This is a genomic window from Rheinheimera baltica DSM 14885, assembly GCF_000425345.1.
In the GTDB taxonomy this organism is placed as follows: domain Bacteria; phylum Pseudomonadota; class Gammaproteobacteria; order Enterobacterales; family Alteromonadaceae; genus Alishewanella; species Alishewanella baltica.
This window is the reverse complement of the sequence record NZ_AUDG01000004.1, coordinates 151,045-177,139: the sequence shown is the minus strand read 5'-3', so window position 1 is coordinate 177,139 and position 26,095 is coordinate 151,045. Positions and strand designations below refer to the sequence as shown.

General features: G+C 46.8%; 25 protein-coding genes. 12 read left to right on the top strand and 13 right to left on the bottom strand.

The window, feature by feature from the left end:
* Position 1 precedes the first annotated feature (1 nt).
* The 3 genes from H595_RS0103965 to H595_RS21590 all read right to left on the bottom strand — a co-directional run bounded on the left by H595_RS0103965 (position 2) and on the right by H595_RS21590 (position 2,403).
* Positions 2 to 325 carry a YceK/YidQ family lipoprotein gene (locus tag H595_RS0103965; RefSeq protein ID WP_027670029.1) on the bottom strand — a complete coding sequence of 108 codons (324 nt, stop codon included), beginning with the start codon at positions 323 to 325 and terminating at the stop codon, positions 2 to 4.
* Positions 326 to 438: 113 nt separating this feature from the next.
* Entirely contained in the window at positions 439 to 1,104 is a 666-nt protein-coding gene (locus H595_RS0103960) for a hypothetical protein (protein WP_027670028.1), read from the bottom strand.
* A 75-nt stretch (positions 1,105 to 1,179) separates the two neighbouring features.
* The gene (locus tag H595_RS21590; RefSeq protein ID WP_051219725.1) at positions 1,180 to 2,403 is read right to left on the bottom strand and encodes an acyltransferase family protein; all 1,224 of its coding nucleotides are present in this window, start codon (positions 2,401 to 2,403) and stop codon (positions 1,180 to 1,182) included.
* A gap of 105 nt (positions 2,404 to 2,508) precedes the next feature.
* On the opposite strand from H595_RS21590, the gene H595_RS0103950 reads away from it, so the two are divergent.
* From H595_RS0103950 to H595_RS0103935, 4 genes are all read left to right on the top strand, one after another.
* A complete protein-coding gene (locus H595_RS0103950; RefSeq protein ID WP_027670027.1) occupies positions 2,509 to 3,396 on the top strand; it encodes a LytR/AlgR family response regulator transcription factor in 888 nt (295 codons plus the stop codon).
* Positions 3,397 to 3,494: 98 nt separating this feature from the next.
* A complete protein-coding gene (locus H595_RS0103945; protein ID WP_027670026.1) occupies positions 3,495 to 3,713 on the top strand; it encodes a DUF4177 domain-containing protein in 219 nt (72 codons plus the stop codon).
* The gene (gene yidD, locus H595_RS0103940; RefSeq protein WP_027670025.1) at positions 3,714 to 3,965 is read left to right on the top strand and encodes a membrane protein insertion efficiency factor YidD; all 252 of its coding nucleotides are present in this window, start codon (positions 3,714 to 3,716) and stop codon (positions 3,963 to 3,965) included.
* On the top strand, positions 3,943 to 4,332 hold the full coding sequence (locus H595_RS0103935) for a TM2 domain-containing protein (protein WP_027670024.1): 390 nt from the start codon (positions 3,943 to 3,945) through the stop codon (positions 4,330 to 4,332). The genes yidD and H595_RS0103935 overlap by 23 nt, the downstream gene beginning before the upstream one ends.
* Before the next feature lie 7 nt (positions 4,333 to 4,339).
* On the opposite strand, the gene H595_RS0103930 is transcribed toward H595_RS0103935, so the two are convergent.
* Entirely contained in the window at positions 4,340 to 5,125 is a 786-nt protein-coding gene (locus H595_RS0103930; protein WP_156885916.1) for a hypothetical protein, read from the bottom strand.
* 231 nt (positions 5,126 to 5,356) lie between these two features.
* On the opposite strand from H595_RS0103930, the gene H595_RS0103925 reads away from it, so the two are divergent.
* Positions 5,357 to 5,980: a DUF2799 domain-containing protein gene (locus H595_RS0103925; protein ID WP_027670022.1), complete on the top strand. Its 624-nt coding sequence runs from the start codon at positions 5,357 to 5,359 to the stop codon at positions 5,978 to 5,980.
* Between the two features lie 57 nt (positions 5,981 to 6,037).
* Here the strand turns inward: H595_RS0103925 and H595_RS0103920 are convergent, their stop codons facing one another.
* Complete coding sequence (locus H595_RS0103920) at positions 6,038 to 6,703, bottom strand: DUF4097 family beta strand repeat-containing protein (RefSeq protein ID WP_027670021.1); 666 nt, start codon at positions 6,701 to 6,703, stop codon at positions 6,038 to 6,040.
* A 239-nt stretch (positions 6,704 to 6,942) separates the two neighbouring features.
* On the opposite strand from H595_RS0103920, the gene H595_RS0103915 reads away from it, so the two are divergent.
* Entirely contained in the window at positions 6,943 to 7,806 is an 864-nt protein-coding gene (locus H595_RS0103915; RefSeq protein WP_027670020.1) for a hypothetical protein, read from the top strand.
* Positions 7,807 to 7,809: 3 nt separating this feature from the next.
* Here the strand turns inward: H595_RS0103915 and H595_RS0103910 are convergent, their stop codons facing one another.
* Positions 7,810 to 8,661 (bottom strand): PA4780 family RIO1-like protein kinase, encoded by an 852-nt coding sequence (locus tag H595_RS0103910; RefSeq protein WP_027670019.1) that lies wholly within the window; start codon positions 8,659 to 8,661, stop codon positions 7,810 to 7,812.
* A gap of 184 nt (positions 8,662 to 8,845) precedes the next feature.
* On the opposite strand from H595_RS0103910, the gene H595_RS21585 reads away from it, so the two are divergent.
* Entirely contained in the window at positions 8,846 to 10,903 is a 2,058-nt protein-coding gene (locus H595_RS21585) for a tetratricopeptide repeat-containing diguanylate cyclase (protein ID WP_037053583.1), read from the top strand.
* 295 nt (positions 10,904 to 11,198) lie between these two features.
* Entirely contained in the window at positions 11,199 to 12,104 is a 906-nt protein-coding gene (locus H595_RS0103900) for a hypothetical protein (RefSeq protein ID WP_156885915.1), read from the top strand.
* A 79-nt stretch (positions 12,105 to 12,183) separates the two neighbouring features.
* Here the strand turns inward: H595_RS0103900 and H595_RS0103895 are convergent, their stop codons facing one another.
* Positions 12,184 to 12,579, bottom strand: coding sequence for an MAPEG family protein (locus H595_RS0103895; RefSeq protein WP_027670017.1), 396 nt, complete (start codon positions 12,577 to 12,579; stop codon positions 12,184 to 12,186).
* Between the two features lie 149 nt (positions 12,580 to 12,728).
* Here H595_RS0103895 and H595_RS21580 point away from each other — a divergent pair, with 149 nt between their 5' ends.
* Positions 12,729 to 13,481: a substrate-binding periplasmic protein gene (locus tag H595_RS21580; RefSeq protein WP_051219723.1), complete on the top strand. Its 753-nt coding sequence runs from the start codon at positions 12,729 to 12,731 to the stop codon at positions 13,479 to 13,481.
* Positions 13,478 to 14,263, top strand: a complete 786-nt coding sequence (locus H595_RS0103885) for a polysaccharide deacetylase family protein (RefSeq protein ID WP_027670016.1) — start codon at positions 13,478 to 13,480, stop codon at positions 14,261 to 14,263. The genes H595_RS21580 and H595_RS0103885 overlap by 4 nt, the downstream gene beginning before the upstream one ends.
* A gap of 5 nt (positions 14,264 to 14,268) precedes the next feature.
* Here H595_RS0103885 and H595_RS0103880 read toward each other — a convergent pair whose 3' ends face one another.
* Positions 14,269 to 15,009 carry an endonuclease gene (locus tag H595_RS0103880; protein ID WP_027670015.1) on the bottom strand — a complete coding sequence of 247 codons (741 nt, stop codon included), beginning with the start codon at positions 15,007 to 15,009 and terminating at the stop codon, positions 14,269 to 14,271.
* An 83-nt stretch (positions 15,010 to 15,092) separates the two neighbouring features.
* Complete coding sequence (locus H595_RS0103875; RefSeq protein ID WP_027670014.1) at positions 15,093 to 15,593, bottom strand: Mpo1 family 2-hydroxy fatty acid dioxygenase; 501 nt, start codon at positions 15,591 to 15,593, stop codon at positions 15,093 to 15,095.
* A 257-nt stretch (positions 15,594 to 15,850) separates the two neighbouring features.
* Here H595_RS0103875 and H595_RS0103870 point away from each other — a divergent pair, with 257 nt between their 5' ends.
* Complete coding sequence (locus H595_RS0103870) at positions 15,851 to 17,275, top strand: alpha-amylase family protein (RefSeq protein WP_027670013.1); 1,425 nt, start codon at positions 15,851 to 15,853, stop codon at positions 17,273 to 17,275.
* Positions 17,276 to 17,292: 17 nt separating this feature from the next.
* Here H595_RS0103870 and H595_RS0103865 read toward each other — a convergent pair whose 3' ends face one another.
* Entirely contained in the window at positions 17,293 to 20,496 is a 3,204-nt protein-coding gene (locus H595_RS0103865) for a DEAD/DEAH box helicase (protein WP_027670012.1), read from the bottom strand.
* 240 nt (positions 20,497 to 20,736) lie between these two features.
* Here H595_RS0103865 and H595_RS0103855 point away from each other — a divergent pair, with 240 nt between their 5' ends.
* Positions 20,737 to 21,285, top strand: a complete 549-nt coding sequence (locus H595_RS0103855) for an SRPBCC family protein (protein WP_027670010.1) — start codon at positions 20,737 to 20,739, stop codon at positions 21,283 to 21,285.
* A gap of 35 nt (positions 21,286 to 21,320) precedes the next feature.
* On the opposite strand, the gene H595_RS0103850 is transcribed toward H595_RS0103855, so the two are convergent.
* From H595_RS0103850 to H595_RS0103840, 3 genes are read right to left on the bottom strand one after another with little or no spacing between them, the layout of a single operon-like run.
* Positions 21,321 to 22,943, bottom strand: a complete 1,623-nt coding sequence (locus H595_RS0103850; protein ID WP_027670009.1) for a FimV/HubP family polar landmark protein — start codon at positions 22,941 to 22,943, stop codon at positions 21,321 to 21,323.
* Positions 22,944 to 22,961: 18 nt separating this feature from the next.
* Positions 22,962 to 23,753, bottom strand: a complete 792-nt coding sequence (locus tag H595_RS0103845) for an outer membrane lipoprotein-sorting protein (RefSeq protein ID WP_027670008.1) — start codon at positions 23,751 to 23,753, stop codon at positions 22,962 to 22,964.
* Positions 23,746 to 26,043, bottom strand: coding sequence for an efflux RND transporter permease subunit (locus H595_RS0103840; RefSeq protein ID WP_027670007.1), 2,298 nt, complete (start codon positions 26,041 to 26,043; stop codon positions 23,746 to 23,748). The genes H595_RS0103845 and H595_RS0103840 overlap by 8 nt, the downstream gene beginning before the upstream one ends.
* Positions 26,044 to 26,095 lie beyond the last annotated feature (52 nt).

The window sequence follows — 26,095 nt, the reverse complement described above, 5'->3', positions numbered from 1 at the left end:
CCTAATTTACATCAATACTGCCATGCTTGTTTTGTGTATACAGCGTGTAAGGCAATATCACCGTATCAGCAACTAGTGAAAATGTGCCATCAATTATAAAAAATGGCACATTGTTAAAACTGTCCCCCAGGTTTACCTGCCGGCTGGGTTCGCCATGTAATTTACATAAGTTATAAGAAAAACCACTGTAAATGCGCGGTATGCTCTGGCAATAGCTGCGCTTGCCGTGATGCTCAATATTGACATGGCTTGTGGTGGTGGGAAGTGTTTTAACTGTAGCGCAGGCCGACAGACTTACTATCATGGCAATTAAAAGCAATTTCATTGTTTAGCGTACCAGCAGTTAAATTTTGCCGGATTCTAGATTATTGTTTCAACAAAGTAAATTTTTGCATACAGATATGCTAATTGAGTCGTGGCTACCAAATTTTTTAACCATTATGGGGTGCGCAAAAGCACCACACCGAGCCAAATAAACCAAATCAGTTGAGTAATACCAAAAGCATCTTTCAGATAGGGCACAGTATGCAACAAGGTGAAGATGCCTAAGCTACCGACAATTAATCCCAAAATATGTAGCACTTTAGCAAAGCGTTGCTGTTGTAACCCTGCAATGCTTAGCAGGAGTACCCAGAGCCCGCCGACCAGCTCAATGCCACCGCCAAGGGCATTGGTTAGCAGGTTGCTGGTGTTGTATAGCGCTAAGGCTTGGTCAGTGCTGCTGTCGAGTAGGCGTAATGTCATATTCATACCAACTAACGCCACCATGCCAGATGCCATCATCAGCATTACCCAGATATTGCCAAAGCGCTCAGCTAACGCCGCGACAGCCGACTGGTTTTGTGGCATTGCCTGGCGCAATGCTTGCAGCAAAATTGCCAGCAGCACACCAAACAGCAGGTAACCAATGCCCCAGCCTATGGAGACCAACAGGTATTCCTGCTGCAAGTAAAACTGCATCCGGCCAAGGCTATCCAACCCCTCTGGTACGGCTAACAGGCCAAAGAAAATAACCGCCACACTGATATAGCACAGCGCCATGCCTATGGCGGCAATGCCGCCGGCACGCATAAGTGCTGTGTTAGTTAATAATTGGGTTGTCATGCTGTTTACCTGCCAGGTTGAAAAAATAGCCTACAGCATAGCCTGTTGTTTTATTTTAAGTCGTGTCGATTTGTTTCAAGGTGTGTTGTCTGGCAGTGGCTGGGTAGCCGTTGTCAGTATTGGCAACTTGACCTTTAAACCAAATAACCAGCGGCTAAGCCAGAAGCGTTTTACTAGCTCGTAACCGGCCCAGCAACCAGCGCATGTCAACACAATAAGTAATACCGCTTCAATACCCACCGGTAATGCTAGTGCTTTTAGCCAGACGGCAAACACAATAATCAGCGACTGGTGCAGCATATACCAGGGCAAAATAGCGGTATTACTGTAATGCAGTAGTTTACCGTCTTTGTCGATTATGTTGGTGCGCCGGTTTAGATAGCGCCCGGCGTAGCCAATTAAGGCTAAGATCCAGCCCCAATGATTTAACGCCAATACCACGCCAACAATTAACCGGCCGCTAACGGATTCACCAAAGCTCGCCGGTATGCTGTCAAACCAGCCATTGCTGTCAGCAATAATCAAGCTGTAGCAAATAACGGCTGCAGTTAAAAACCAGCGCCGGGCTGAAATGACGTTTTGCCACCAGTTAGCTTGTAGTGCAAACAGATAGCCGGCAATAAATACGCTGAAGTATTTGGCGTGGTTATACCAATCATCTAACAACGCGTGGCTGGACGGATAAGCCTGACGTAGGAAATACCAGGCACCGATTAGCGTTACCATTGCCGCCAGCAACGCAATGCTGCCTGGTACTCGCTGTAACCTGTTGGCCAGCGTATTAAGTAGCGGTGCTACCAGCAACACAATAGCGCTGTAACACCATAAGTAGGGAATAAACCACAGATGGTTCCAGGTTAGCAGGCCAATGGGACTGTGATGCTCAGGTAGCAGTGCTGTATTGGGGTTAATATACTGCCACCAGAAACTCAGATAACCCGGTTCAATTAACTGCTGCGACAACGCTTCAAAATACACCTGCGGCACCACCACAATAAACATACCGCATAGTAGCGGCACCAGTAAGCGGTTAGTGCGCAGCCCCAGCAAGGTTAACTTGGCTGAATGTTGTTGTGCCAATGCCAGTGCCATGGCCGAAATAAAAAAAATTAACGACATACGCCAGGGGTTGGTCAAAATCATCAGGTCCTGCAGTGCTGTGCTGGTCACATCGCTTTTGATATGCCAGCCCCAGTCGGCGACATAATACATTCCAATGTGATACAAAATCAGCAGGCCAAAGGCCAGGGTGCGTAGCCAGTCTAAATCGTAGCGGCGGGTGTCAATGGTTGTTGTCATGGTAATGCTCCGTCGTTGCAGTTGCGTTATAGTGCGCCGCTGCTCTAGCATGAGACACAGTAGAATGGCCGGATGGCGGCAAACGGGGATAACAGGTGGTTGGCTGTGACGAATGATAAAGCAATAAGCGTATTTGAACGGTTTGATCAGCGGCCGGGGCTATACAGCTACCTGCTGCTGGCGCTGTATTTTTTTATTAATGCTGCCATTAACGCCAGCTCGGTGTGGATGGAACACCGCCGTGATAGCAGCAGCGCAAACAGCTTGCAGATGTGGGAGCCTATCGTTTGGGAATACAGCAGCGCCATCAGCACCTTGTTACTTTTTCCGCTGCTGTTTTGGTGGTTTAACCGCTATCCGTTGCAGCTAAGTGGCGTTCGTCGTCAGCTGCTGGCGCATTTGCTTGGCAGCCTGCTATTTTCAGTGCTTCATGTCAGCCTGATGGTAGCGATGCGCGAACTGGTTTATCACTGGCAAGGCGGCAACTATAACTTTGGCCCCTTGGTGCGCGAGTTTTTTTACGAATACCGCAAAGATGTCTGGGGTTATTTGTCGTTTATTATCGGTTATCAATTGGTGCTGTTTGTGTATAGCCGGATAAAGGGTGAAGCGCACCAGCTCGACAGCACTGAGGATAACGTCACTATGCCAGCGACCAAGGCACCGGAGCATTTTTTGGTGAAAAAGCTGGATAAAGAGTTCCTGATCCGTACCGACGATATTGACTGGTTGGAAGCCAGTGGTAATTACGTGAATTTACACAGTAAAGACCGTATCTACCCGCTGCGTGCGACCTTAAGTAGCACCTTGGTACAACTTAGCTGCAAAGGCTTTAGCCGTATTCACCGCAGCCTGGCGGTAAATCATAATGCCATCGACAGTATCAGCTATGACAGCAGTGGTGATGGCGATATTTTGCTAAAAAGTGGCCAGCAACTGGCGTTGTCGCGCCGCTATAAAGAGGCCTTACGTGCGGCCTTGTCGCCGGTGTAATGCTGCTGGCAGACTAGCTTGCAGTAATGCGGTGCGAACGGTAAATTAAACAACAATAATTAACTAACACTAGCCAGATAGACTTAAGGGATATAACAATGCCAACAAGCTTTAAAGAATACAAAGTTATGCATATTGCCGAGGGTGGCTGTGGCACTATTTTTCTGGGGGCGTCTGGTTTGCCGCTGAAAAAAGTGGAAGCCGAGCTAAATGCGCAGGCGGCACAAGGCTGGCAGGTGGTGTTTCAGGTAATTGAACAAAAACGTTTTTGGCTCTTTTGGACCCGTGAAGCCATGATTGTTACCTTAGGTCGTTAAGTGCAGCGCCTGCTACTGTGGGCAATACGGCGTTACCGCACTACCGGTGGCGGGCAGCGCTGGTTTGGCATTGACTGCAACTTTGAACCCACTTGTTCTGCATATACTTATACCGCAATTAGCCGTTTTGGCGCGCGTAAGGGCGTAAGCATGGGCTGGCAGCGTATTCGGCGTTGTAGCCAGCGCGACAGTTTTTGTAAATGTATTGAACCGGTACCGGAGGCTGAGCATGTTAAATCAACAACAGGTTGATGCCGAAGAAGAGAGATTACGCGGGCAGGCTGCAGCGTTACCGGATACTGAACGGTTGGCGCTTTATCAGCAGCTAAAGCATGAACTGCGCGACCCTGACACCTACGCCACGCTTAATTGGTGTTTTCTCGCTGGCCTGCACCATTTTTATCTTGGGCAATGGGCGCGCGGTGTGGCCAATTTAACGGTGTTTGTCGTTGGGATATTATTGCTGTTGATGGGTTTTTACTGGTTAGGTTGGGGGCTGATTGTGGCGATCAGTGTGGTAGAGCTATGGGCGTTGTTTCGCGCACAAATTATTATTCAGCATTGGAATAATCAAATAATGCGCCGCTTGCTTGATAGCAAAACGCATGGAGAGGTTTAGCTGCGTGTTATTTGTGTTGTTCAACTTCAGATGCAAGTTTTAGCGTTTGCAGCCAGGTTTGCAATGCCTGATCATGGTTTTTTTCAGCGATGCTCTGCAACACCAGCTGCTGATAAGCAACTTGCTGGCTTTTTAGTTTTATTGCTTCATTGAGTAAATTAACAACGCGTTGACCACGTTCACCTTTTGAGCAAGCAAAGTAAACCAGATTAAACGGTTCAGCTTCTTGTATCGCATAATATCGCAACGACATAACGCTGCGTTCTGCAACTTTGCGATACTCCAGTGTGGCATCAATAAAACCACGTTCTAACATCGGCAGCATACTACCGGTTTCATTGCTGGAGCTGGTTCGGGTATATATTGACCAGCTGGCGTAACGCTGGCTAACCAGTGAGTCAATATTGTTGCCGTAGGTCCGGTTTAACTCTATGCCTAACAAAGGTGCTTGTTTTAATTGGAGTAAATGTGTCAAAGAGAGGGTGTTATTGTTGCCGCTTAGTCTGTCTAATAATGGTAATGCATCGGAGTCGGCGGCAACCACTAGTTGCAACGCCGCTTCAATCATATAGGGCAAACTAAACAGAAAGTCTTGCTGGCGCGCAGCAGTTTTCTTTAGCCAGGGCATGCAGGCATTATCGGCTGTTTTTTCCCATTCGCGAGCCCGATTTCGGCTCACATCGACGATACTATAATCTGCAGGATAGGCTTGCAGAAGTTGCCGCAGTAGCAGGCTTTCGTTGGTAGGTTGCGCCTGAGGCTGTAATAATGACACGGCATCGACAATGACCAACGATTCCGCCCGTAATGTTGGAGCAACTGTAAACCAGCAAGCACTGAGTAGGATCAAATACCGCCAGTAAAGTCTAACGTTTTTTATCATGGTGTATAAATTAATACCACTGGAGTTGTCAAAGTATAGTTGATGCTGTGCAGCAAAGTAGGGGCGAAAAGCGGTTAAACCGTTGACCCTGCACCTTGCTCAGTGGCTTAATGTCGGCAAGCAACAAAATAAGGAATAACGATGTTGAAACAGGCTGCTTTACTTTGTATTACGTTAGCCATGCTTACTGCATGCGCCTCGATGGATAAATCTGAATGTCTAACTGCAGATTGGCGTACTATTGGTTTTGAAGACGGTGCAAAAGGTAAAAATGAAACAGCGATTAGCGAATATCGCCAAGATTGCGCTGACCATGGTGTAACTCCTGATTTAACGGCGTATCGCCGCGGTCATCGGGAAGGTGCAGAGCAGTATTGCACCCATCGTAATGGTTTTGCAGTTGGACGTAGCGGCGGCAGTTATCAAAGTAGCTGCCCTTCGGCACTGGAAGCGGATTTTTTAAGCGGCTTTCGTGATGGTCAACAGCTATATCAGTTGCAGCGAGCTGTTAATGCGGCACGCAGTGCCTTTGACAAGCAGCAGCGGTTATTAACCCAGCTTGAGCAAGATATTGTAGTTAAAACAGAGTTGTTAGTTGAAGACGGGCTAACGCGAGATGAGCGTATTGCGTTACTTAATGAAATTGAAGATGCAAAGCACCTGTTAATTGAAACCGCGGATTACATGCCTGAATTAGAACAGAATATAAACCGCGCTGAGCAAGCGCTGGCTCGTGGTGAAAAAAACTTCGCTAAATATCAATAACAGTAAGCGCCGCATGGGTATGACTGCGGCGCTTTAGTATTACACTAAGCTTGGCGCTTAACGGCCATCGTTAATTTGATATTCTACTTTATCCTGCATAGCAGGGTTGTCCAGTTGTAGAGTGACTTGTTGCTGCAGAATTATACGGCCTTCTACCACTGCGTCGGCACCGATATGTAGGGTGGGTTTACTGTCGTTGCCCCAGCCAAAAAACGTTTTACGTTTACCACGAGGCTTATACACCAAATCTCCCTTGATCACTGTGGTGCCATTTAGCGAAATATCTCCACTAACCGTGCTGACATCTTGCGCTACTTCGCTACTGTCCAGTGTAATATCGCCGTTTACTGTATCAACATTGCCACCAATAACGGCGTTGCTGCCAGGACGTATTTTGCCGTTAACGGTTTCTAAATTTGCCGCGGTTTTTAAGCCGCCATCGGCTTCAATACTACCATTTACCGTTGATGCACTGTGAACACTAACATTTTCGCCCATCTTAATGCTGCCATTGACGACAGAGATTTCATTGGCACTGCTATCGCTGGCCATTTTTACACTGCCGTTAACCACCGAAATATCGTTGTAGTGTTGTCCGGATTCAACCGAGGCGCTGCCTAGTACCTTATCAATATCACCATAGCTATTTTCTGCTGAGGCGTTGCTAAGCAAAAAACCTGATACCACAACTAAACTGACTGCTGCAAATTGAGAGAATTTCATGCTATTACCTTTTATTATTTACTTTAAACAAGTTACAGCAAAAGGCTTGCCATTTTTAGGTTGTTGATAATTATGGAAATAATTTTACTGAGAACTTTAGCTCTAAAAATTTTGACTAATAGTTAGCAGAATAGGCCACTTTTTAAACATCAGTATTAAGTGAGGATGTAAAATTTAGATTTACCTTTAAATACACATTTGGTTATCATTTCAGCCTATTTGTTAATTGAGGCGGCAGGATGAAAATATTAACGGTGTTGTTAGTGTTAACCGGCAGTGCGCTGGCAAACCCAGCTCAACAAGAACAGCAAATAAACATGATGCTGACCATGATGGAGCGCATGGGTGAGCTAGAGCGTATATCGCAGTGTGTTGGTGTGTCACAAGATAGGCTTAAACGCGTTTATCGGCAAACCTTCGCTGAGTGTGGCATGGGTGACATGATGTCAGATGAGCCTAGCCCCGCACATCAGGCATGTTTAGAAAGTAGCATTGTAGAGCATAGCGGTGTAGCGCAGGAGCGTTGGGAGGCTTGTGACCGCGATGGTGATACGGAACAACAGGATGATCCGTTAATGGCGGAGCTTGATGCTTTATCTGACCGCATTGGCGACCGCGACCCAACTGCTGCAGAGCAACAACAAATGGACCAGCTTATCGAGCGCATGCAGCAGCATGGTGTGGCTGAGATGCAACAGATGGTTGATGCTATGATAGCGGGTAGCCAAGGTTCGGAGTCATTAATAACGTTGCCATTGTACCCAGAGGCAGAGTTGTTAATTAATATCCCTGCTCAAAGCGAGATGGAGATTGCTGAACAACGCTATGAAACATTACCGGGTGCATCGTTTATTACTAAGGCAAGTCCGGCACAAGTACTGGCTTATTATCGTCAGCAGCTGCCAACGTTTCAGATGCACAGATCGGGAAGCGATACCGTAGCGCTGATGCAAAATATACCGCCAGGTTTTGACTACAATCGCAATATGGGACAGGCGTTTAGTATTCCACATATTTATATTCAACCGGCCAGTGACAAAGATCGGCTGCGATTGGCGGGCGCGCAGACGTTATTTTTTGTGTATTACCAACCGGCAGACTAAGGTCTAGTCATCGTCATCTGCCAGGCCGGCTTTGCGTGCTTCAGCTTCAGCAAAGGCGGCTTTAATTTGCTCTAACACAGCGTCAACATCGGCGCTGTGTGTGTCTTCGGCAAATTCTCCACTTAGCTCTACGTCAGGGGTAAGCTCACCGGCTTCATACAGTGACCATATCTCCGCGGCATACTGGGTTGTTAGTAACTCAGGCGCATACAGACCATAGTAATCGCGCATATTGTTTACATCACGCTCAAACATCCACTTGGCATTATTATTTGCCGCCGCATCGACAGCTTGCGGCAAGTCAATAATAACCGGACCATGATCATCTACCAGTACGTTAAATTCAGACAAATCGCCATGCACCAGGCCTTCGCACAACATCAACACTATGTAATGGATCATGGTGGCGTGATCATCTATCGCGAGATCTGCATCCATCGCAACATCACCTAAGCGGGGGGCAACCATGCCTTCGTCATCACATACCAGTTCCATTAATAAAACGCCGTCATAGCAGCCATAAGGTTCAGGTACGCGAACACCAGCTTTGGCCAACTTAAACAAGGCATCCACTTCGGCATTTTGCCAGCTTTCTTCTTGTTGTTTACGGCCGAATTTAGAACCTTTCTCCATCGCGCGGGCACGGCGACTACTGCGAACTTTTCGGCCTTCCTGGTACAACACTGCTTGTTTAAAGCTGCGCTGGTCTGCGTCTTTGTAAACTTTAGCGCAGCGAATGTCCTCGCCACAGCGGACGATATACACAGAAGCTTCTTTCCCGCTCATTAGCGGGCGAATAACTTCATCTACTAAGCCTTCGTCTACTAAGGGTTGAATGCGTTTTGGTATTTTCATTGCGCCGTTATACCTTAGTTAACTCCGCATATAAATAGCTTGAAGTTGTTGTGTCATGAAAATAGTTGGTTGCTAACACAGATCAATATAGATCGACGAATTTAGCCTTAAAAATGTGCAACAACTATACTGATAACGTATGTTGAACTAAAAATAATGAAAGCCAGCCAGAGTATTGCTTTTTATGCTTGATTTTCGCGTTACGTCTAAGCGTTTTGGTTTTATTGTCAGTATTTTACTGTTCATGATGCCAACTATTGCCAGTGAAATTGATTTAGCCATAGAAGAAACATTAGACCGTTACATTCAGGTCATTCAACAAGACCAAACTGAAGCCAGTGTACTGTTAAATGAGTTGGCGCAAACCGACATTATGCAAGTGGCGATACAAAGCCGGGTAAGGTTAATCAGTTATTTGGTTTTTGATGCATATTACAGCAAAGACACCGCAAAAACAGAACGTCTGATGCAACAATTAATGCAGCAAGCTCAGTTCACTGAACACCCTGATGCATTGAGTGAAATATTTGCCACAGAGCTAGAATTGCTAATGTATCAACAAAAGTTAGATGATGCTGTCATTAAAGCGGATAAACTTGTGTTGCAGCTTAAAGATGCGTCAAACACCCGGGTAAGCTATTTCGCCAATAACGTTTTAGGGCGGCTGTTCAAAGCAGATAGCCAGTACGAGCGCGCACTAGAGCACTTTATTCGTGCACTCGATAGTGTCTCGGAAACAGATGATGCCTTAACTCTACGCCGTCGCGGTTTTCTAAATTTTAATATTGCCCAGGTTCATACCGAATTAAAAAACTGGCCGCAGGCGAAGGCGCTGACAAAACAGCTTATTGCTGATGCCATCAAATACCAGCATATAACAGTGTTACCCGAATTGTATTTGCTACAAGGCTATATCGCCAGTTCAGAAAAACAGTTTGATATAGCGATCAGCGTGAATAAAAAAGGTTTAGTTGCAGCTTTAGAGAACAACGACGAATACACGGCATTGACGTTTGAAAATAATTTGGGTGCTACCTATATTGAATTGCAAGATTATGCCGCGGCGAAACGTATTTTACTGCTGGCGTTGGAACGCGCTGGCAGGCTGAAAGATGAATACAGTCAGCAGCTGATTACAATGAATTTAGGATATATTCGTGTTTTTGAGGGCGAACAAAGTGCTGGTATTGAGCAAATAAAAGCGAGTATGAGCTATTTTAGTCAGCACGCGACAAAAGCTGAGTTTGAACCGTACTATGAATGGCTGGCAAAGGCATATGCTGCCGCAGGCATGTATCAGCAGCAAGCGGACACCCTGCTAGAGCAAATGACGTTACGCGAGGATATTCGCTCAGCAGGGCGTGAGGCACGGCTAAATGAACTGCAAAATCGATACAACACTAAAGCACAAGCTCAGCAAATTACTATTTTGGAACAGGAAAATAATTTAAAGGCGCAGCTGTTGGAGAATAAACAGCTACAACAGAAGCTAACCTTATTGTTTGTGCTGCTTATGTTATTTGCGGCAATGGCTTTGCTGCAATTATATCGTAAAGTACGCCGATCAAATCGGAAATTATACGAAACCAACAAGCAACTGGCATTTCAGTCGCAACGTGATCACTTAACCGGGTTATACAACCGGCGGGCTTTGCAAGAGCATATGCAATTGCGCAGTAAACAACGCCGCGAGCAGGATGCCAGCGGTAATTTAACCGGGCTGCTGTTACTGGATATCGACTTTTTTAAACGTATTAATGACCATTATGGTCATAGTGCGGGTGATGCGGTATTAATAGATATTAGTCGCCGCTTGCAAAAAACCTGTCGTGAAAATGATATGGTTGTGCGCTGGGGCGGCGAGGAAATACTGCTTGTGCTGGAGAATATTAGCCCTTCTCTGCTCGATGGTTTTATTCAGCGTATTTTACATGTCATCGCCGAACCCACGGTTAAGTTCGAGCAATACGATATTCATGTTACTGCCAGCGGTGGTTTTATTCACTTACCCTTTTCCGGCATCAAAGAAGAGCATCTCGATTGGGAAAAAGTCATGCAAATTGTGGATATGGCACTTTATCTTAGTAAAGCCAATGGCCGTAACCAGGTATGCATGATTAAAGGGTTAACTGTCAGCTTTGAGCAAGCTGAAGCATTACTATACAGCGATTTAACCGGCGCAATTCAACAGGGTATGTTGGATGTCGGCACAGTTCACGGTCCAGGTGGTACTGTAAGCTAAATGGGGTTTGCGCTTCATGTAAAATGCTTTGGCATGAAAATGGCGTTAACGACGACTTAGCCTGTAAAGTGCGTTAAAGGTGGTAATTGCAGATGAATTTTGTTAAAAACTTAAAGTATTAATATTAGCAATTTACTGGTCAATCGACGTTAAGGTGTAATGGATGTTGTGGTTAAAATGGATAAAATTGATTTTTAAGGTGGTTGCGACGCTATTGTCTATAGTAGTTACAATATACGTTGTGTTGCTTGTAATAAATTGGCAAGACGAGGCACCATCCACCGCAGCTTCTACTATGCGTACTCTGCAGGAAGTTCTGGCAGAAATTACCCCTGATAATAATGGCTATGAATACTTTCGTCAGCATGCAGGTGCAACTGAACATATGGTGTCAGACACTTTTTCTCAGTTGATGCGTCAGTGCGATACAGAAGACTGCAATACGGTTTTAGCCGCCCAACCTAATGTAGCTCAACTTATTGACGAGCATAAGCCGCTGATAGATTTTTACCAACAGGTGCGCAGTTATCCTCATTGGTATGAACCAGCATTGGCTGACGCAGCACAAGCATTGCCGTCTTATCACGGCATTATGCATGCCCAACAGCTGCTTTTTTTACAAGCCTGGCTAGCGGCACAGCAACAGGATATCCCGACTGTCAGATTATTGTTGCAGCAAGACCTTCAATTCTGGCGCACCGTTTTATCTGGTAATAATTTGTTGCTTAGCAAAATGATCAGTATTGAGGCGGTAAAACGCCACTTTAGTTTTGCCACTGTGCTTAAACAACAAATTGAACCACAACAGCAAGCCGATATGATGCCAGATAGCTGGCTAGCGCCCTTTACACCTGAGGAGTTAAGTTTGTTACAAGCATTATCGGGCGAATGGGTGTTTGGTGATAATGCTATAGCCGCTGCGCTAAAAGAAGACTTGGCTAGGGATGATATAGCAATCACAGAACAACTCAGCATAGTTCTGTTAAAGCCCTTTTTCTTAATGCAAGCTACCAGTAACGATCGTGCGGCAATGTTATTGGCACAGGCTAATGCAGAAGTACAGCCAATACAGCCGTGGTACAGTTGGGTATATAACCCCGCGGGTAAGTTAATAAATAGTGTTACCCCTGATTACTCATCGTATCAGAAGCGTTTAGAGGGACTTGAGCCACTGCGCCAGCAAGCTATCGCGATTAATTAGCGGCTTTTATCCTGGGTGGGCCTGTTGGCCTACCCAGGGCTTAATAGGTTAGCTAGACATAGGCTGGCTTTGCATTTTATCAGGCGAGTAAGAGCCTGGAACTGTATAGCGCCAATATCGCCACTGCAGATAACATCAGTACCGATAATGTCAGTATTGTGCCAAACACGCGGAATTTTAGTGGCTCAGAAACCTGACGTACGCCCCAGGCATGGCTTAGCCTGCCCAGTAGTAGTGCAATTCCGAGTATGTGAAGATAAAGCGGCGCTAATCCGCTATATTCAGCGAAAAATATCAGTAACAGCGCAAAAGGTACATACTCAGCAAAGTTACCATGCACTCGTATGGCGCGCTCCAAAGCCATTTCACCATTGCTACCAATACCCACCTTAAACTGACGGCGTTTACCAACCACTTTAAAACTCAACACAATGTAAAAGAGTGCCAGCAATGCGGCATACAATGCAGTTATCATAACGACTCCTTGGTATAGATTAACTTATGTCGTTCTATCATAACGGAATATCGAGCTATTGTAAGTGTGCTGATTTATGCATCTTATAAGCTTGCTGTCTGCTTGATTTACTATTAGTCTGAAGTATCAAATATCTGCCCGGAAACTCAATGCGTTTTGTACTATGGTGCTTAGTATTTCTGTCCGGTTATGCCGCGGCAATTCAGCAACCGCCAACCCTTCATTTATATACCGAGCATCTGCCACCGTACAGCTATATTGTTGATGGCCGGCCAGATGGTATTAATGTCGAGCTTATGCATCAGTTGTGTCAGCGTCTTGAGCTTGACTGCAATATCACGGTATTACCCTGGCGGCGGGCTTACGAAAATGCTCAGCATCAGCAGATGAGTGGTGTGTTTTCAACTGCGCGAAGCGCCGCCCGCGAACCGTTGTTTCGCTGGGTTGGGCCAATCGCATCAGACTGGGGTTATTTGTTTCGTTTAAAAGGCAGAACCGAGGTTAACCCGACTAATCTTGAGGAAGCAAAAAATTTTAAGCTGGCCGTTGCTCGTGGCGATGTGTACGAAAGCTATTTCAAGCGTCATGGCTTTGAGTTTGGTCGCAATATGTTAGATTTCGCCACTAAGTCTGAGCCCGTACCATTGTTTATGGCAAAACGGGTAGACTTGCTGGTGGGCTCTAAGCGCTCTTTACGTACCTGGTTACGTAATAACAAGTTACCAGAAGACAGTGCTGAGGCATTATTTAAATTGGAAGATGTTGGCGATAACTATCTGGCGTTAAACCTTCTCTTCCCGGTAAAGCTTGCTGAGCGCATGCAGTTGGAATTAGAACAGATGCGCCAAGAAGGCACTATTAATGTCTTAATCCAACGCTATACAGATGCTAGTAACCCATGAGTAATATCTTTACTACTCTACTGCTTCTTTTGTGCTGTTGCTGGCATCTTAGCGCCAAAGGGGATAACTGGCCCCATGGTGCTAAAGCTGCAGTTAGCCTGGCGTATGACGATACGCTGGCATCGCAGCTGGATGTGGCCATTCCGGCGCTTAATGCGTACGGCCTGAAAGCCAGCTTTTATCTGCAATTATCCAGTCCGCTTATCACGTCACGTTTAAGTGAGTGGCGTGCTGCAGCAACACAGGGTCATGAACTGGGTAACCATACTTTATTCCACCAATGCTCGGCCAGCAAACCCGGACGTGACTGGGTTGGCGCTGACGATGATCTAGATAACATCAGTGCTACGCAGCTGGTACAACAAATTCGGCTAGCCAATAGCATGTTATTTACTATTGACGGCCAAACCGAGCGCACGTTTACTGCTCCTTGCGGTGATGCGCTGGCACGAGGGCAGCCATACTGGCCGTTAATTCATAAAGATTTTGTAGCGATAAAGGCAAAGCCGGGGGCAATAATCGCCGATATGGCAGAGTTTGATGTTTATGCGGTAGAAGTCATAGTCCCTGTTGGTAGCAGTGGTGCTGAGTTAATCGCCTTCGTTAAGCAAGCCGCGAAGCACGGCACAATGGTTAATCTCACCTTTCATGGCGTCGGTGGCGATCACCTAAGTGTTTCTGCTCAGGCACATGATCAATTGCTGGCGTACCTCGCTGCAAATCGAGCGACCTACTGGACAGATACCTTTATAAATATAATGCGATACGTGAAAGCACAGTAGCCAGTTTACTGGTTGCTGGTTACGCCATAACCTGTCGGTTTATAACCTAAATTCCATTCACGCACACCGCTGACAAAAGGGTTGTCGTGGCCCATTTCTTTGGCGGTTTGCCGGTTTAGATCCTGCTCTTTTGTCGTGACAGGGTCTTGCTTGTGCCAGGCCATAAACAGCTGTTGCTGTGCACGCGACAGGTTAAGGTTATATTTGTCTGCCATATAAAAATAAATACGCGCAATATCGCCACGCACTGGCGGAGCGGGTTCAAACACGCGTTGTTTAAAATCGACTTTTACCGGACAAGCGCCATGTTGCGCCGGGGTTGAAGGCAATACACCAAAGCGATAATTGCTGCGATCGCCGTTTACCTCGCCAATGGCGGGTTTTAGGTTATATAAATCAGCTTCCATGGCACGAAATACGCTGTCGGTTTTGACGCAGTTTTTCCGGCCACCCTCTTGCCAGCACTGGCGTTGGTGGCCAAAGTGGTGAGCAGGCATAATATGTTCCCATTCTATTCTGTTGGCGCGCTGGTTGTTTTTGCGCACCTGATAACCACAGGCCGCCAAATTGGGGCTGCCTTTTTTGCCTTGCCAGCTAATATCACAATCGCAATAAAAGCTTTTGGCATCTGCTGCGTGAATACCCTGGGCTAAACGTTTTGCCTGATCAAAGTTAGCGGGTGCGGCTAAGGTAAATACCGAATACAGCAGCACCAAGCTGCCGGTACAAAAAGATAAAAATTTCATTCACTACCACTTACTTCAGTGAGACCTAAATCCAGTTCTTGGGATTCTGGCAGCTAAAAAAGCTGCATCAGCTTTGGGCTGACTTAATGCGTTTTACCGGCAATTTGCTCGATATCCTGCTGTAACGGTTTTCGCAGACCCAGTTTAAAGCTTAATTCGGCAACGATAAACAGCGGTCCAACAAAGAGCCCAATAATATCATCGACAAAAGCCGGTTTTTTGCCTTCAAAGTAATGACCAACAAACTGCAATAACCAGCCTACAACAAATAATACGATTGAACTGCCCAGCCATAGCCAGAGCGATAAGCTTGCCAGTTGTGCCGCCAGCAACAGGCAAGTTCCACTAAACAGCAGCATTACTACTGCAAAGCGCAGATCAAGCCGCAGGTAAAAAGCCATAGCGGCTATAAACAATACCAACGAGGGTGTAATAGTTAAGCCAGCCAAGCTAAAAAGCGGCCAGTACAGCAAGCCAAATACTGCAATGATAATGAGCGGGATGCCGGCGTAATGGGTGAGGATATTACGTTCGTCGCGATGGTACTGCGCGTACTGGCTTAGGTGTTCGGTTAAGTTTTTCATCGGTTACCACGTGCAGCAAACAAGGTTGGCATTAGCCTAAATCTACCGCGTAGCAGGGTCAATGAGACACTTTGTTCCTAATGTAGCTAAGTTGTAAACTTGGCGTGTATAAGCAATAAATTTTCTGGCTAAAGGCGTAGCTTAAGAGTGTGTTAACGGAGCTAGTAGTCACTAACACTTAGTGATGCTGCAGTAACAGCATCGCTGCCCGCTCATGGATGACTAGCATAAACCAATAAAAAATAAAGGATAGACACATGCAAGTAATCAAGACGTTGTTCAAGCGTCAGCTTCTCCGGCTGATGTTGCTTATTACCCCGTTGCTGTTTAGCGGCTATGCCAGTGCTGAGGCAATTTTGCACGCTTTTGACTGGCACTATGATGAAGTAGCCGCTAAAGCGACAGAAATTAAAAACCTTGGCTATAAAGCGGTGTTGGTTGCACCACCGCTAAAATCCAATGCAGCTAATTGTGCCTGGTGGCAGCGTTACCAACCTCAGGATATCCGCGTAATTGACCACTGCAAAGGCAATAAGCAGTCGTTTGTTAATATGATTAATGCGTTAAACGACAGTAACCCTGCGCGAAAAGTGGATGTGTATGCCGATATCGTGCTTAACCACATGGCAAATGAGCGCGGCGGTGCTACCGATTTCCCAGGTCAGGCGGCGCTAAATAGCTATAGTAGCAACAGCAGCTACTGGAATAACCAGAAGTTGTTTGGCAATCTTAGCCAGGGGTTGTTTAGCCCGTGGGATTTTAATCCGGCAAATTGCATTAGTAACTATAACGATGTCTGGCAAGTACAGAACTGGCGACTGTGCGGTGGTGCTGGCGATAGCGGCTTGCCAGATTTAAACCCAAATAATTGGGTGGTGCAACAACAGCGTGCTTACTTAAGTGCACTAAAAAGCTTAGGCGTAAAAGGCTTTCGGGTTGATGCTGCCAAACATATGAGCAATTGGCATATTAATCAGATTTTCACCAGCACCATCAAAAATGGTATGTACGTGTTTGGTGAAATTATTACCAGTGGTGGTGCTGGCAATAACGAATACAACAGCTTTTTATCACCCTATTTGGCCAATACTGATCACAAAGCCTATGACTTTCCTTTGTTTAATACTATTCGCAGCGCCTTTGGCTTTGGCGGCAGTTTAAGCCAGTTGGTCAATCCGGCAGCTTACGGTCAGGCATTACAAAATAATCGGGCAGTGACCTTTACCGTTACGCATGATATTCCAACAAATGATGGCTTTCGTTATCTCATCATGGACCCAACGGACGAATACCTGGCTTATGCCTATGTAATGGGCCGTGATGGTGGCAAGCCGTTGATTTTCAGCGACAGCACCGGTACCGATAATAACCGCTGGGTAAATGCTTATAAAGCCAGCCATATCAGTAAAATGCTGAATTTTCATAATCGTATGCAAGGGCAGGGCATGGAAATGTTGGCCTGGAACGACTGCGCCATTTTATTTCGTCGTGGTCAGGAAGGCGTAGTGGGCATTAATAAGTGCGGTAGCAGCCAAAACTTTAATGTTAATACCAATGGTAGGTTTTACTGGTACCGCAATTATCGTGACGCGTTAAGCGGGGCTAATTTGGTGTATATCAGCGGTGGAAATTATACCTTCAGCATTCCGGCCCGTCAGGCCAGAATGTGGTACGCCGATTAACCTAGACAGCGATAAACTTAGTCTGTAGTAAATAGCGCCAGTAAATCTTCAGCCTTACCTTGCCACGGTTGGCCTTTGCCGCCGGAGAACAATTGGTCGGCTAGCTGGCGCTTATGTTCTTGTAGTAATTGCACTTTTTGTTCTACGGTATTGCTGGCAATTAATTTATAAACAAACACATTTTTTTGCTGACCTATACGGTGAGCGCGGTCTGTCGCCTGCGCTTCGGCTGCCGGGTTCCACCAGGGATCGTAGTGAATAACGGTATCGGCAGCGGTAAGGTTTAGGCCGGTGCCACCGGCTTTTAAACTGATTAAAAACACCCGTGTTTCGCCATTTTGAAAGGCATCTATTTGCGCTTGGCGATGTTTGGTTTGGCCGGTCAGCTTGCTGTAGCGAATACCCAGTGCATTCAGGTCGTCTTCAATTAGCGTTAGCATGCTGGCAAACTGGCTAAACAGTAAAATATTACGCCCTTCTTCCAGCATTTCTGGCAGCGTATCGCGCAGCCATTGTAATTTAGCATTGCTTTGCACCGAGCGGGCATGTTCTACCGGCACTAATCTGGCGTCGCAACAGGCCTGGCGTAATTTTAACAGTGCATCAAGAAACTGGATTTGGCTTGCAGCAACGCCTTTTTGTACAAACAGTTCACGTACCTTGGTTTCCATCACCAAACGGATACTTTCGTACAGGTTGCGCTGGTCGCTTTCTAATTCCAGCAACTGCACTATTTCAGTTTTTTCAGGCAGTTCACTGGCGACTTGTGCTTTAGTACGGCGCAGCATAAAGGGAGCAATGCGGGCTTTTAACGCATGCGCGCGTTCAGTATCGCCGTGTTTTTCTATCGGTTTACGATACACCTGATTAAAATGCGTATCGTTACCCAGCAGGCCAGGTAATACGAAGTCGAAAATAGATTTTAATTCGCCCAGATGATTTTCCAACGGCGTGCCAGATAGCGCTAGTTTGAAATCGGCTTTGAGTAAACGTACTGCTTTAGCGGCCTGGCTGCCCGAGTTTTTAATATGTTGTGCTTCATCCAATATAACGGCGCTTAAAAGTTGGCTTTGGTAATACTTATGATCCCGCACCACCAACGGGTAACTGGTGACAATAACATCGTAGTCAGCTAAAGCATTAAACAACGGTTGACGCTTGTTGCCATGTATCTGTAGCACGCGCAACTGCGGCGTAAAGCGTGCCGCTTCTGCCAACCAGTTTCCTAACAGGCTGGTAGGGCAAATGATTAAGGCTGGATGTGTCAGCTCGCCTCGTTGTTTTAATGCTAACAACAAACTCAAGGTTTGTAGCGTCTTACCCAGCCCCATATCGTCGGCCAAAATGCCGCCAAGCCCAAACTCACGTAAAAAGCTTAACCAACTTAGGCCTTGCAACTGATAGTCGCGTAAAGACGCTTGCAGGCCCTCTGGCACATCGCACGGTGTTATACCTGCAAAGTTGTGCAGCAGTGAGGTTAATTTTTGTGCCCGTTGTGCATTTAAAAATTGAATGTCTCTTGCTGTTTCAGGCGGCAATAGCGCCGCTTTAAAAGCCGGTAAGTCCATGCTGAACTGTGGCCTATTGGGGTTTAGCAGCTCGATAATGGTGTCAATAAACGGTTGGATCAGTGCCAAAGGTAACGCCAATTTTCCTTGCGGTAACGACAGCCAGATGGGCTTATCGGCATCTGGCAAACCATGTTGGCGCAGCCATTGGCTGATCAGAGGTAATAGCGGCACCTGGGTGCCATCGATATCAACCTGTATTGCCAATGCAAAGCCGCCAACGGCATTGTCTTGCACTTGCAAATAGGGGTTGCCCGTGAGGATGTCCAGATTAAAGTTTTCATCGCGTGCAATATGCCAGCCTTGTTGCTCAAGCTCTGGCAGCGCATCTAGCAGCGGTTGCCAAAGTAGCGGGTTATCGGGGCCTTCACCAACGCCAAAACCACATTGGTCAGTATAAGGCGCTGCCAATGGGGGTAATTGCACTAGCTCCAGGACCCGTAACTGTTCCAAAGCATGCGTTTCGCTGCTGCGATCACGCTTTACAAATATGGTATCGCCGTCTTGTTTCAATTCGGTTTGGGCCTGTGTCAGATCTAATGGCAACAGGTAGTTGTCGTATTGAAACTGCAGTACCGCAGTAGGCTCGTTTCGTCCGCGGCTTTTTTGCGGCAACATTTTTAGCTGTAACACGGGCCTGGGTTTGGCTTTAATTTGCTTTAAACCCGGTGCAGCCGGAAGTGGCAGGCTGGTTTGTTTAAACAGTTGTTGTAGGCGGCTAACGCTAGACATTAAAGCTTGCTGCGGTATAGGCGGCATTTTGTTAAGCAGCTTGAGTTGGTTGCTACTGAGGTTGGTATCCAGTTCGCCGAGCTGATAATAACTGGTGTCTAAATAACAAGGCGGGTCGGTATAGACTAATTCAAAATCGCGGTCTGCATCGTCTAACTGCCAACCCAGTTGTTGGCCAGCTACTGTTTCTTGCCAAATAAATTGCAGTGTCCGCTTTGGCCCAGAGGTAACCGGATAGCGTGCTTCAGAGAAAAAACAGCGTTCGCTGCTTAGCAATTGTTGTAACAACTGATAGCCCCAGTCGCCTTCTAACAATGGCAGATCGCGCAAACTTTGCGCACGAAAGTAACTTAATAGCCGGTAATCCTGCTGCTCTATCCAATGCGGTATCGCCGGGCTGACCAAGTCATATTTGCCGATGGCTACGCCTTTGGTATAACCGCCTTTTTTGCTCTCTCTAACCCGACGCGGGCTGAGTTGTAAGCCCGCCTGGCCATACGACAACAGATACAGTACGACGTCTTTTTCTTCCCGAGCCGGTATTTGCGACTGCTCAACCTGGTCAAACCATTGATTAAGCTGGCGCACCGGACGCTGCTCAAGTTGCAGCTTATGTTGCTGATAATCGCGTTGCAGGCGCAATAATACGGCCAGTACATGCTTACAATTGGCGCCAACCGGGCAGGTACACCGATTCTGCAGCTGCCAGCCCGCGCTGGTGTGTTTAAGATTGATAAATTGCCGGTAGGGCGTAAATGCCGCGCCCCACACCTGAGCGCTAATGTCAGACAGGTCGCTATTGTATTCCAGCTTAACCACTTTACCCGCTTGCAGATACGCCTGCGCCCGGTGAAAGGTAACAGCATCAAACCATTGTTCCAGCTGTTGCTGGCTAAGGGGGAACGCAGTTTCTGTAGTCATAACGCCTGAAAGTTGAACGCAAAGGCGTAATGCTACCGCAGTTTTGCCTTAAGCCAAATGCGATAGCGTGAAATAAAGCAAATATCTGCAATTATTATCCAGTGAGCTAATGAGTTAACGTCAGTTTTGTCTTGAAGTGGAGGGTTAATAAAAAGCCAGCTATGTTTAAGCGGAAAAGTGGCATGGTATAACGGTTCGCCATTATTAGGGTGAAAAATATAACTATAAGGATAATTCACTATGCTAAAAAAATTATTGTTGGTCATCGGTGTGCTGGTAGCCATACCGCTGATTACTGCGCTGTTTATCAAGCAAGATTACAAAGTGGATACCACGGTAGTGATAAAGCAGCCCAAGGAGGTGGTGTTTGACTACATCCGTTTTTTATCAAACCAGGATAATTACAGCGTTTGGGCGAGCATGGACCCCAATATGCAAAAGTCTTCTCGTGGCATAGATGGTACCGTTGGTTTTGTCTCGAGTTGGCACAGTGACAACCCGGATGTGGGTACCGGCGAGCAGGAAATTAAAGCGATAGTGGAAGCGCAGCGCATCGATTATGAGCTACGTTTTATGGCACCTTTTGCTGCAACATCGCCGGCCTATATGCAGACAGAGGCCATCTCGCCCGAGCAAACCCGCGTAACCTGGGGCTTTGAGGGGCATGTGCCTTATCCAATGAACCTGATGCTGTTGTTTATGGATGTGGAAAACGTGATAGCGACAGACTTGCAGCAAGGGCTTGATAATTTACGGTTAATTTTAGAAAGCCCGACGGCAACAGAGTAAGCGGTCAAATAAGCTAGCTAAACTCAATGCAAAAATTAAAAATAATAGTCCAGACTCAGCTGAAAATAATCGTCATGTCGAATAAAGTACAGTGTGTCAGACGGAAGATTACTTTGAAATAACCAGGCGTCTATTCTAAGCCGTAGCGTGTTAGACAGCCGCATGGAGGCTTCCAGTTTGACACTCTTACTGGCACTGTTATCCAAGTCTTGCAACAGGCCCAGCAACATTTCGCTACCCGCGGCATCGTTGGCAACAAAACGGCTGCCTATAAACAGGTCGTTTTGCCCTGGTACCGGCGCGAGCTGCTGGCGGCTGTCATACTGATACTCAGCAATCCAAGCCCAATCCCAGTCGGTTTCAAATACGCCAACCTGGGTATATTCAAAGCCTAATGTGGCGGCGCTGAAATCCTGCTGCCGGGTTTTACGATAAATGCTTTCCAGTTTCCAAATCCAGCTCCCGCTGATGAGCTGCGCCTCAATGCCCAATTGCTGCATTTGCAGGTACATCGGTTGCAGGGTGTTTTCAGCGCTTGGCAGTAATATCGGCTCACGGTTGTTGCCTTCGAAATAGCTTAAAGCCAAGTCCAGGGCACCAAACTGCTGGCTCCAGCGCAAGGCGAAATCCAGATTGCGCTCAGCTTGTGCCGATTCATACAAAGGCTGATCCGAATTTACCGGCAGAGGAGGTCGTAAGCGGCCGTCCTGTCCTGCAAGTGTGCGTGGACGAAAGTACGGCAAAATATATACCGCCAGCTTGCCGGCGCTGCCATACCTATTCAGATTGAACATGGGTTGGCCAAGCTTTGCCTCACCATCAACACCGGCTATTAAATCTGTTTGATTAATGACATCTACCAGATGTTGGGACTCGGTAACGCCCCAAAACACAATGTCTACGCCGGTTTTAATATCATAGCCGTCGCCAGCGTATTGCCAGTATGCCTGGCGCAGGTCGATTAAATTACCTTCAGTATCTTGCTGATCCCAGCGTAAAAACGGTTCTAGCGCCAACAGGTGTGCACGGTCGTTACTTTGCCATACCCATTCGGCACTCACGCTGGCGCGACTATGTGATTTTGCTTGTGCCTGATCGCCTGGCTTGGCGTAATAACGTTGTTGCAAGGTTAAGGTATAATCCTGACTGGGCGGGGTAAACCCAGAGACAGAGGTTGTTGCTTGGGTTTTAGTTTGTTGTCGCGCAGGTATTGCAGGCACTGAGGTGGGTTGCGGTGGTGTATCGTCATGTTGTTCAGTTGCTTGTGTAACTACCGGTACGGCTGTTGGTTGTTCTGCTTCGGCAGCGGCTTGGTTTGATACGTTGGCAGAGGCTTTAGCGGGCCTGCCAGCAGGAATGGTAATCGCATTGTTGTACCACTGCCTGGCAACCGCAACCGGAATGCTAAGCATGTGTTGGCGCTGCGGTATATTTAATTGACTACCTTGACGTAATGCGTTGATATTATTAAGCGTAAATGCGTGCGGGTTTGCTTGCCACAATGCGTAAATGACCTGCACCATAGCTACCTGATCATCAGGCCTGGCTTGGGTAGCAAGTTTCCACAAGGTATCGGCGCTTTGTACCGGTCCTAAGGTTGTTTCAGTTGCCTGTGCCTGAGTACAAATAAGAGCCACAACTGTTAAAAGTGTACGCATTGCGTCAACGTCCTGCTGCTAGCGCGCGCGTTGCAGCGCATTGGTGTCAAAGTCAGCCGCTGTGCGGCCGGTGTTAAAGCGAATGTTGTGGATCAGTAAATCAGTACTCTTGCCGGTTTGGTGATTTTCCATGGTAAGTTTGTGCGGCCGCCAGTATTTTTCCAAATAGAGTTTGTAGTCCTCTAAGCTAAGCGTTTTCAGCAAACTGTTCTTACGGTCGTAGTAGGTTACTTTAATCGGCTGGTAATGAGTTTTATCGAGCCAGGCAACTGTTTTACTATAACTGGAGTATTCATCAGCAGGGGTTTGCTCAATAACAAAACACTGGCCGTCACCGCAGGGTTCGTCCCGCAGATAATTAAAGCGATATTTAGCCAGCTCAAATGAGCTTAAATCTTCATAGGCAAATTCGCTACCCATAAAGGGGCCGGATTTATTGCGTGATGCAATGCGTTTAACCCGTTTTAATGCGGGTAAATATAGCCATTGGTCATCCTCTGCAGTGGGGTGGGCGTGGTTTAAAAACGCGGTGCCGCGCACATCGCGAGGTTCATCAAATAGGGTTAACCCCTTGTCACCATCACCTTGTACCTCAAGCGCTGCGGTACGCATTTCGCGGCGGCTTTCGTCACCACCCGCGCTGCGTAATATCATAGAAGTAAGGCTTTCACTATCACCCCAACCTGCATCGCGGTTTTTACGTTCCTGTGCGATAGCCAGGCCCTTCGCTTCATCGGCCAATAGCGTGGCACAGTTAACCGCGCTAACCAGGCTAAGCAATAGCAATGAGGTAGAGAGATAATTACGCATGGCGCTTGGGTTCCTTGGTGTCAAATTTCAACAAAAACGCAGGTAAGAATAAAAAGTCTATTACCAGTGCGGTAAAGATAATGATAGCTGTTAACAGCCCCATGTCCGAATTTAACCGGAAATTGGATAGCATTAGTACGCTAAAACCGACGATGAGCACCGCAGTTGTGATCCAGAGTGCCCGGCCAACACTGGTAAACGCATAACGCACGGCGGCCTCGGTGTTACGGCCCTCCTGACGAGCGTGCTGATATTTCGCTAAAAAGTGTACGGTGTCATCGACAATAATGCCTAAGCTCAGGCTGGCAACAACCGATAATCCCAGGTTTATTTCACCCGAGTACCAGCCCCAGATACCAAAGCCGATAGCGGCAGGCGCAATGTTTGGCGCTAAACTAATTAACCCCATACGCCAGGATCGCAAGCTTAACGCCAGTAACAGTGAAATAAGTAACAATGCCAGTGGCAGTGTTTGTAGCATGGAGGCCATATTACGCTCGCCAATGTGACCAAACATCAATGCGGTACTGGCGGCACTAGCGGAGTATTGCGGATAATGTTGTGCCAGATAACTGAGTGCTTTTCGCTCAAACTCAGTAATTTGCTTACTACCCATATTCTGTAGCGATACCGCAATGCGTGTCGCGCTTTTATCCAGATTAAGCTGATTGTTTAAATCCAAGCCATACGGCAGTGACATTTCGTACATCAACAGATACTGTGCGGCTTCGTCCGGCGCAGTCGGTATGCGGTAATACGCCGGGTCATCGCCATGCATATTTTTATTTAACCGCTTAAAGGTGTCGCTAATAGCGTTGACGTGCACAACTTCTGGTTGTTGCGCTAACCATTGGCTAAAACTGTCTACAGCAGCAATAAACTCTGGCTGGTTTATGCCACTGCTTTGTCCGCTATTTAACGCAAAATCAATGGAAGCCGACGCGCTAAGATGTTGATCAAGAAAGTCCATCGACTGGCGAAATTGGGTATTGGGCGAAAAGTACTTCACCGCCTCATCATTAATTTTATTCAGGCTTATTAAGCCGGTAAATGCCAGCATTATGAGTAACATTATCGGCAATAACAGGTTATGGCGGCGAATAACAAAACTGGCCAACCTATCCATAACGGTACTGCTCTCTGGTTTCGGTACCAGGCTGGCCTTAAGTGGCAGTAAATACAGCAAGGCAGGCAAGGTTATCAGGCTAAAACCACATGCCAGCATGACACCGGTTGCACTCATATTTCCCAAATCCGCCAGAATAGGGACTTCGGAAAAGTTAAGTGTTAAAAAGCCAATGGCCGTAGTTGAACTGGTAATAAACACCGGCATGATATTACGTTGCATGCTGTAGCGAATAGCATTGGCTTTGTTATCGCCGCGCTGCAGGGCAAATTGCATGGATGCGATAACATGCACACAGTCTGCCACCGCCAGAGTCATTAATATGGTTGGGACATTCACTGTGGTCATACTTAAGAAAATACCAGCCCAACCTGCTAATCCTAAGGTACTAACAATAGCAATAACAATAATAATAATGGTCGCCAGTGCACCCACTATAGAACGCAGTAACAGCGCTAACATGATAATGATCATCAAAAACATCAGCGGAATAAGTGTGCGCGCGTCTTGCTCTGCTTCAGAGGCCAGTGCGTTGTTCATAGCAATAACACCGCCCAGATGGAACTGAACCTGAGGATATTGCCGACTGAACTCGTCAGTGAGTTGCTTCACAAAATTATAAGTATCAAACACCTCCCGGTTTTTATCTACCTCAGGAAATTGCACAGTAATGTTAATAGCGGCAACTTTGCCAGTGTCGGCTACAAGCCGTTTAACTATGCTTGGTTCGTTAAGAGCAATCTGGCGAATTCGGGCTAACGCCTGTGGGGCTAATGGCATCGACTGCGAGACTAGATCGCCTACCATGAGGTCATCCTCGTCGGCCTCGGTATGCTGATAGTTAGTTAACGAGTCAACCCGGATAGAGTGCGGGGTCTGCCAGGCCGCGTCAGTCAGCTGAAGGATCAGGCTGAGGGTCTCTGCACTAAACACATTGCCGTCAGCAGGGGCGATGCCAATAAGTATATTGTCACTTTTATTAAACGCATTTTGCATTTGCTCAAAGGCGAGCAATTGTGGGTTATCGGCTGAGAAGAAAATACGGTAATCGCCGCGAAACTCTAGCTTGCTAATGCCTGCACCCATTAACAAGGTTAGTAGCAATGAGCCAAACAACACCCGCCAAGGCGTGTTTAATACGCTGGTTAACCAAAGTTGTTTCATGTTTTCTCCAAAGCCCATTTTGTTATGCCGAGCAACAGCTTGAGCGATAATA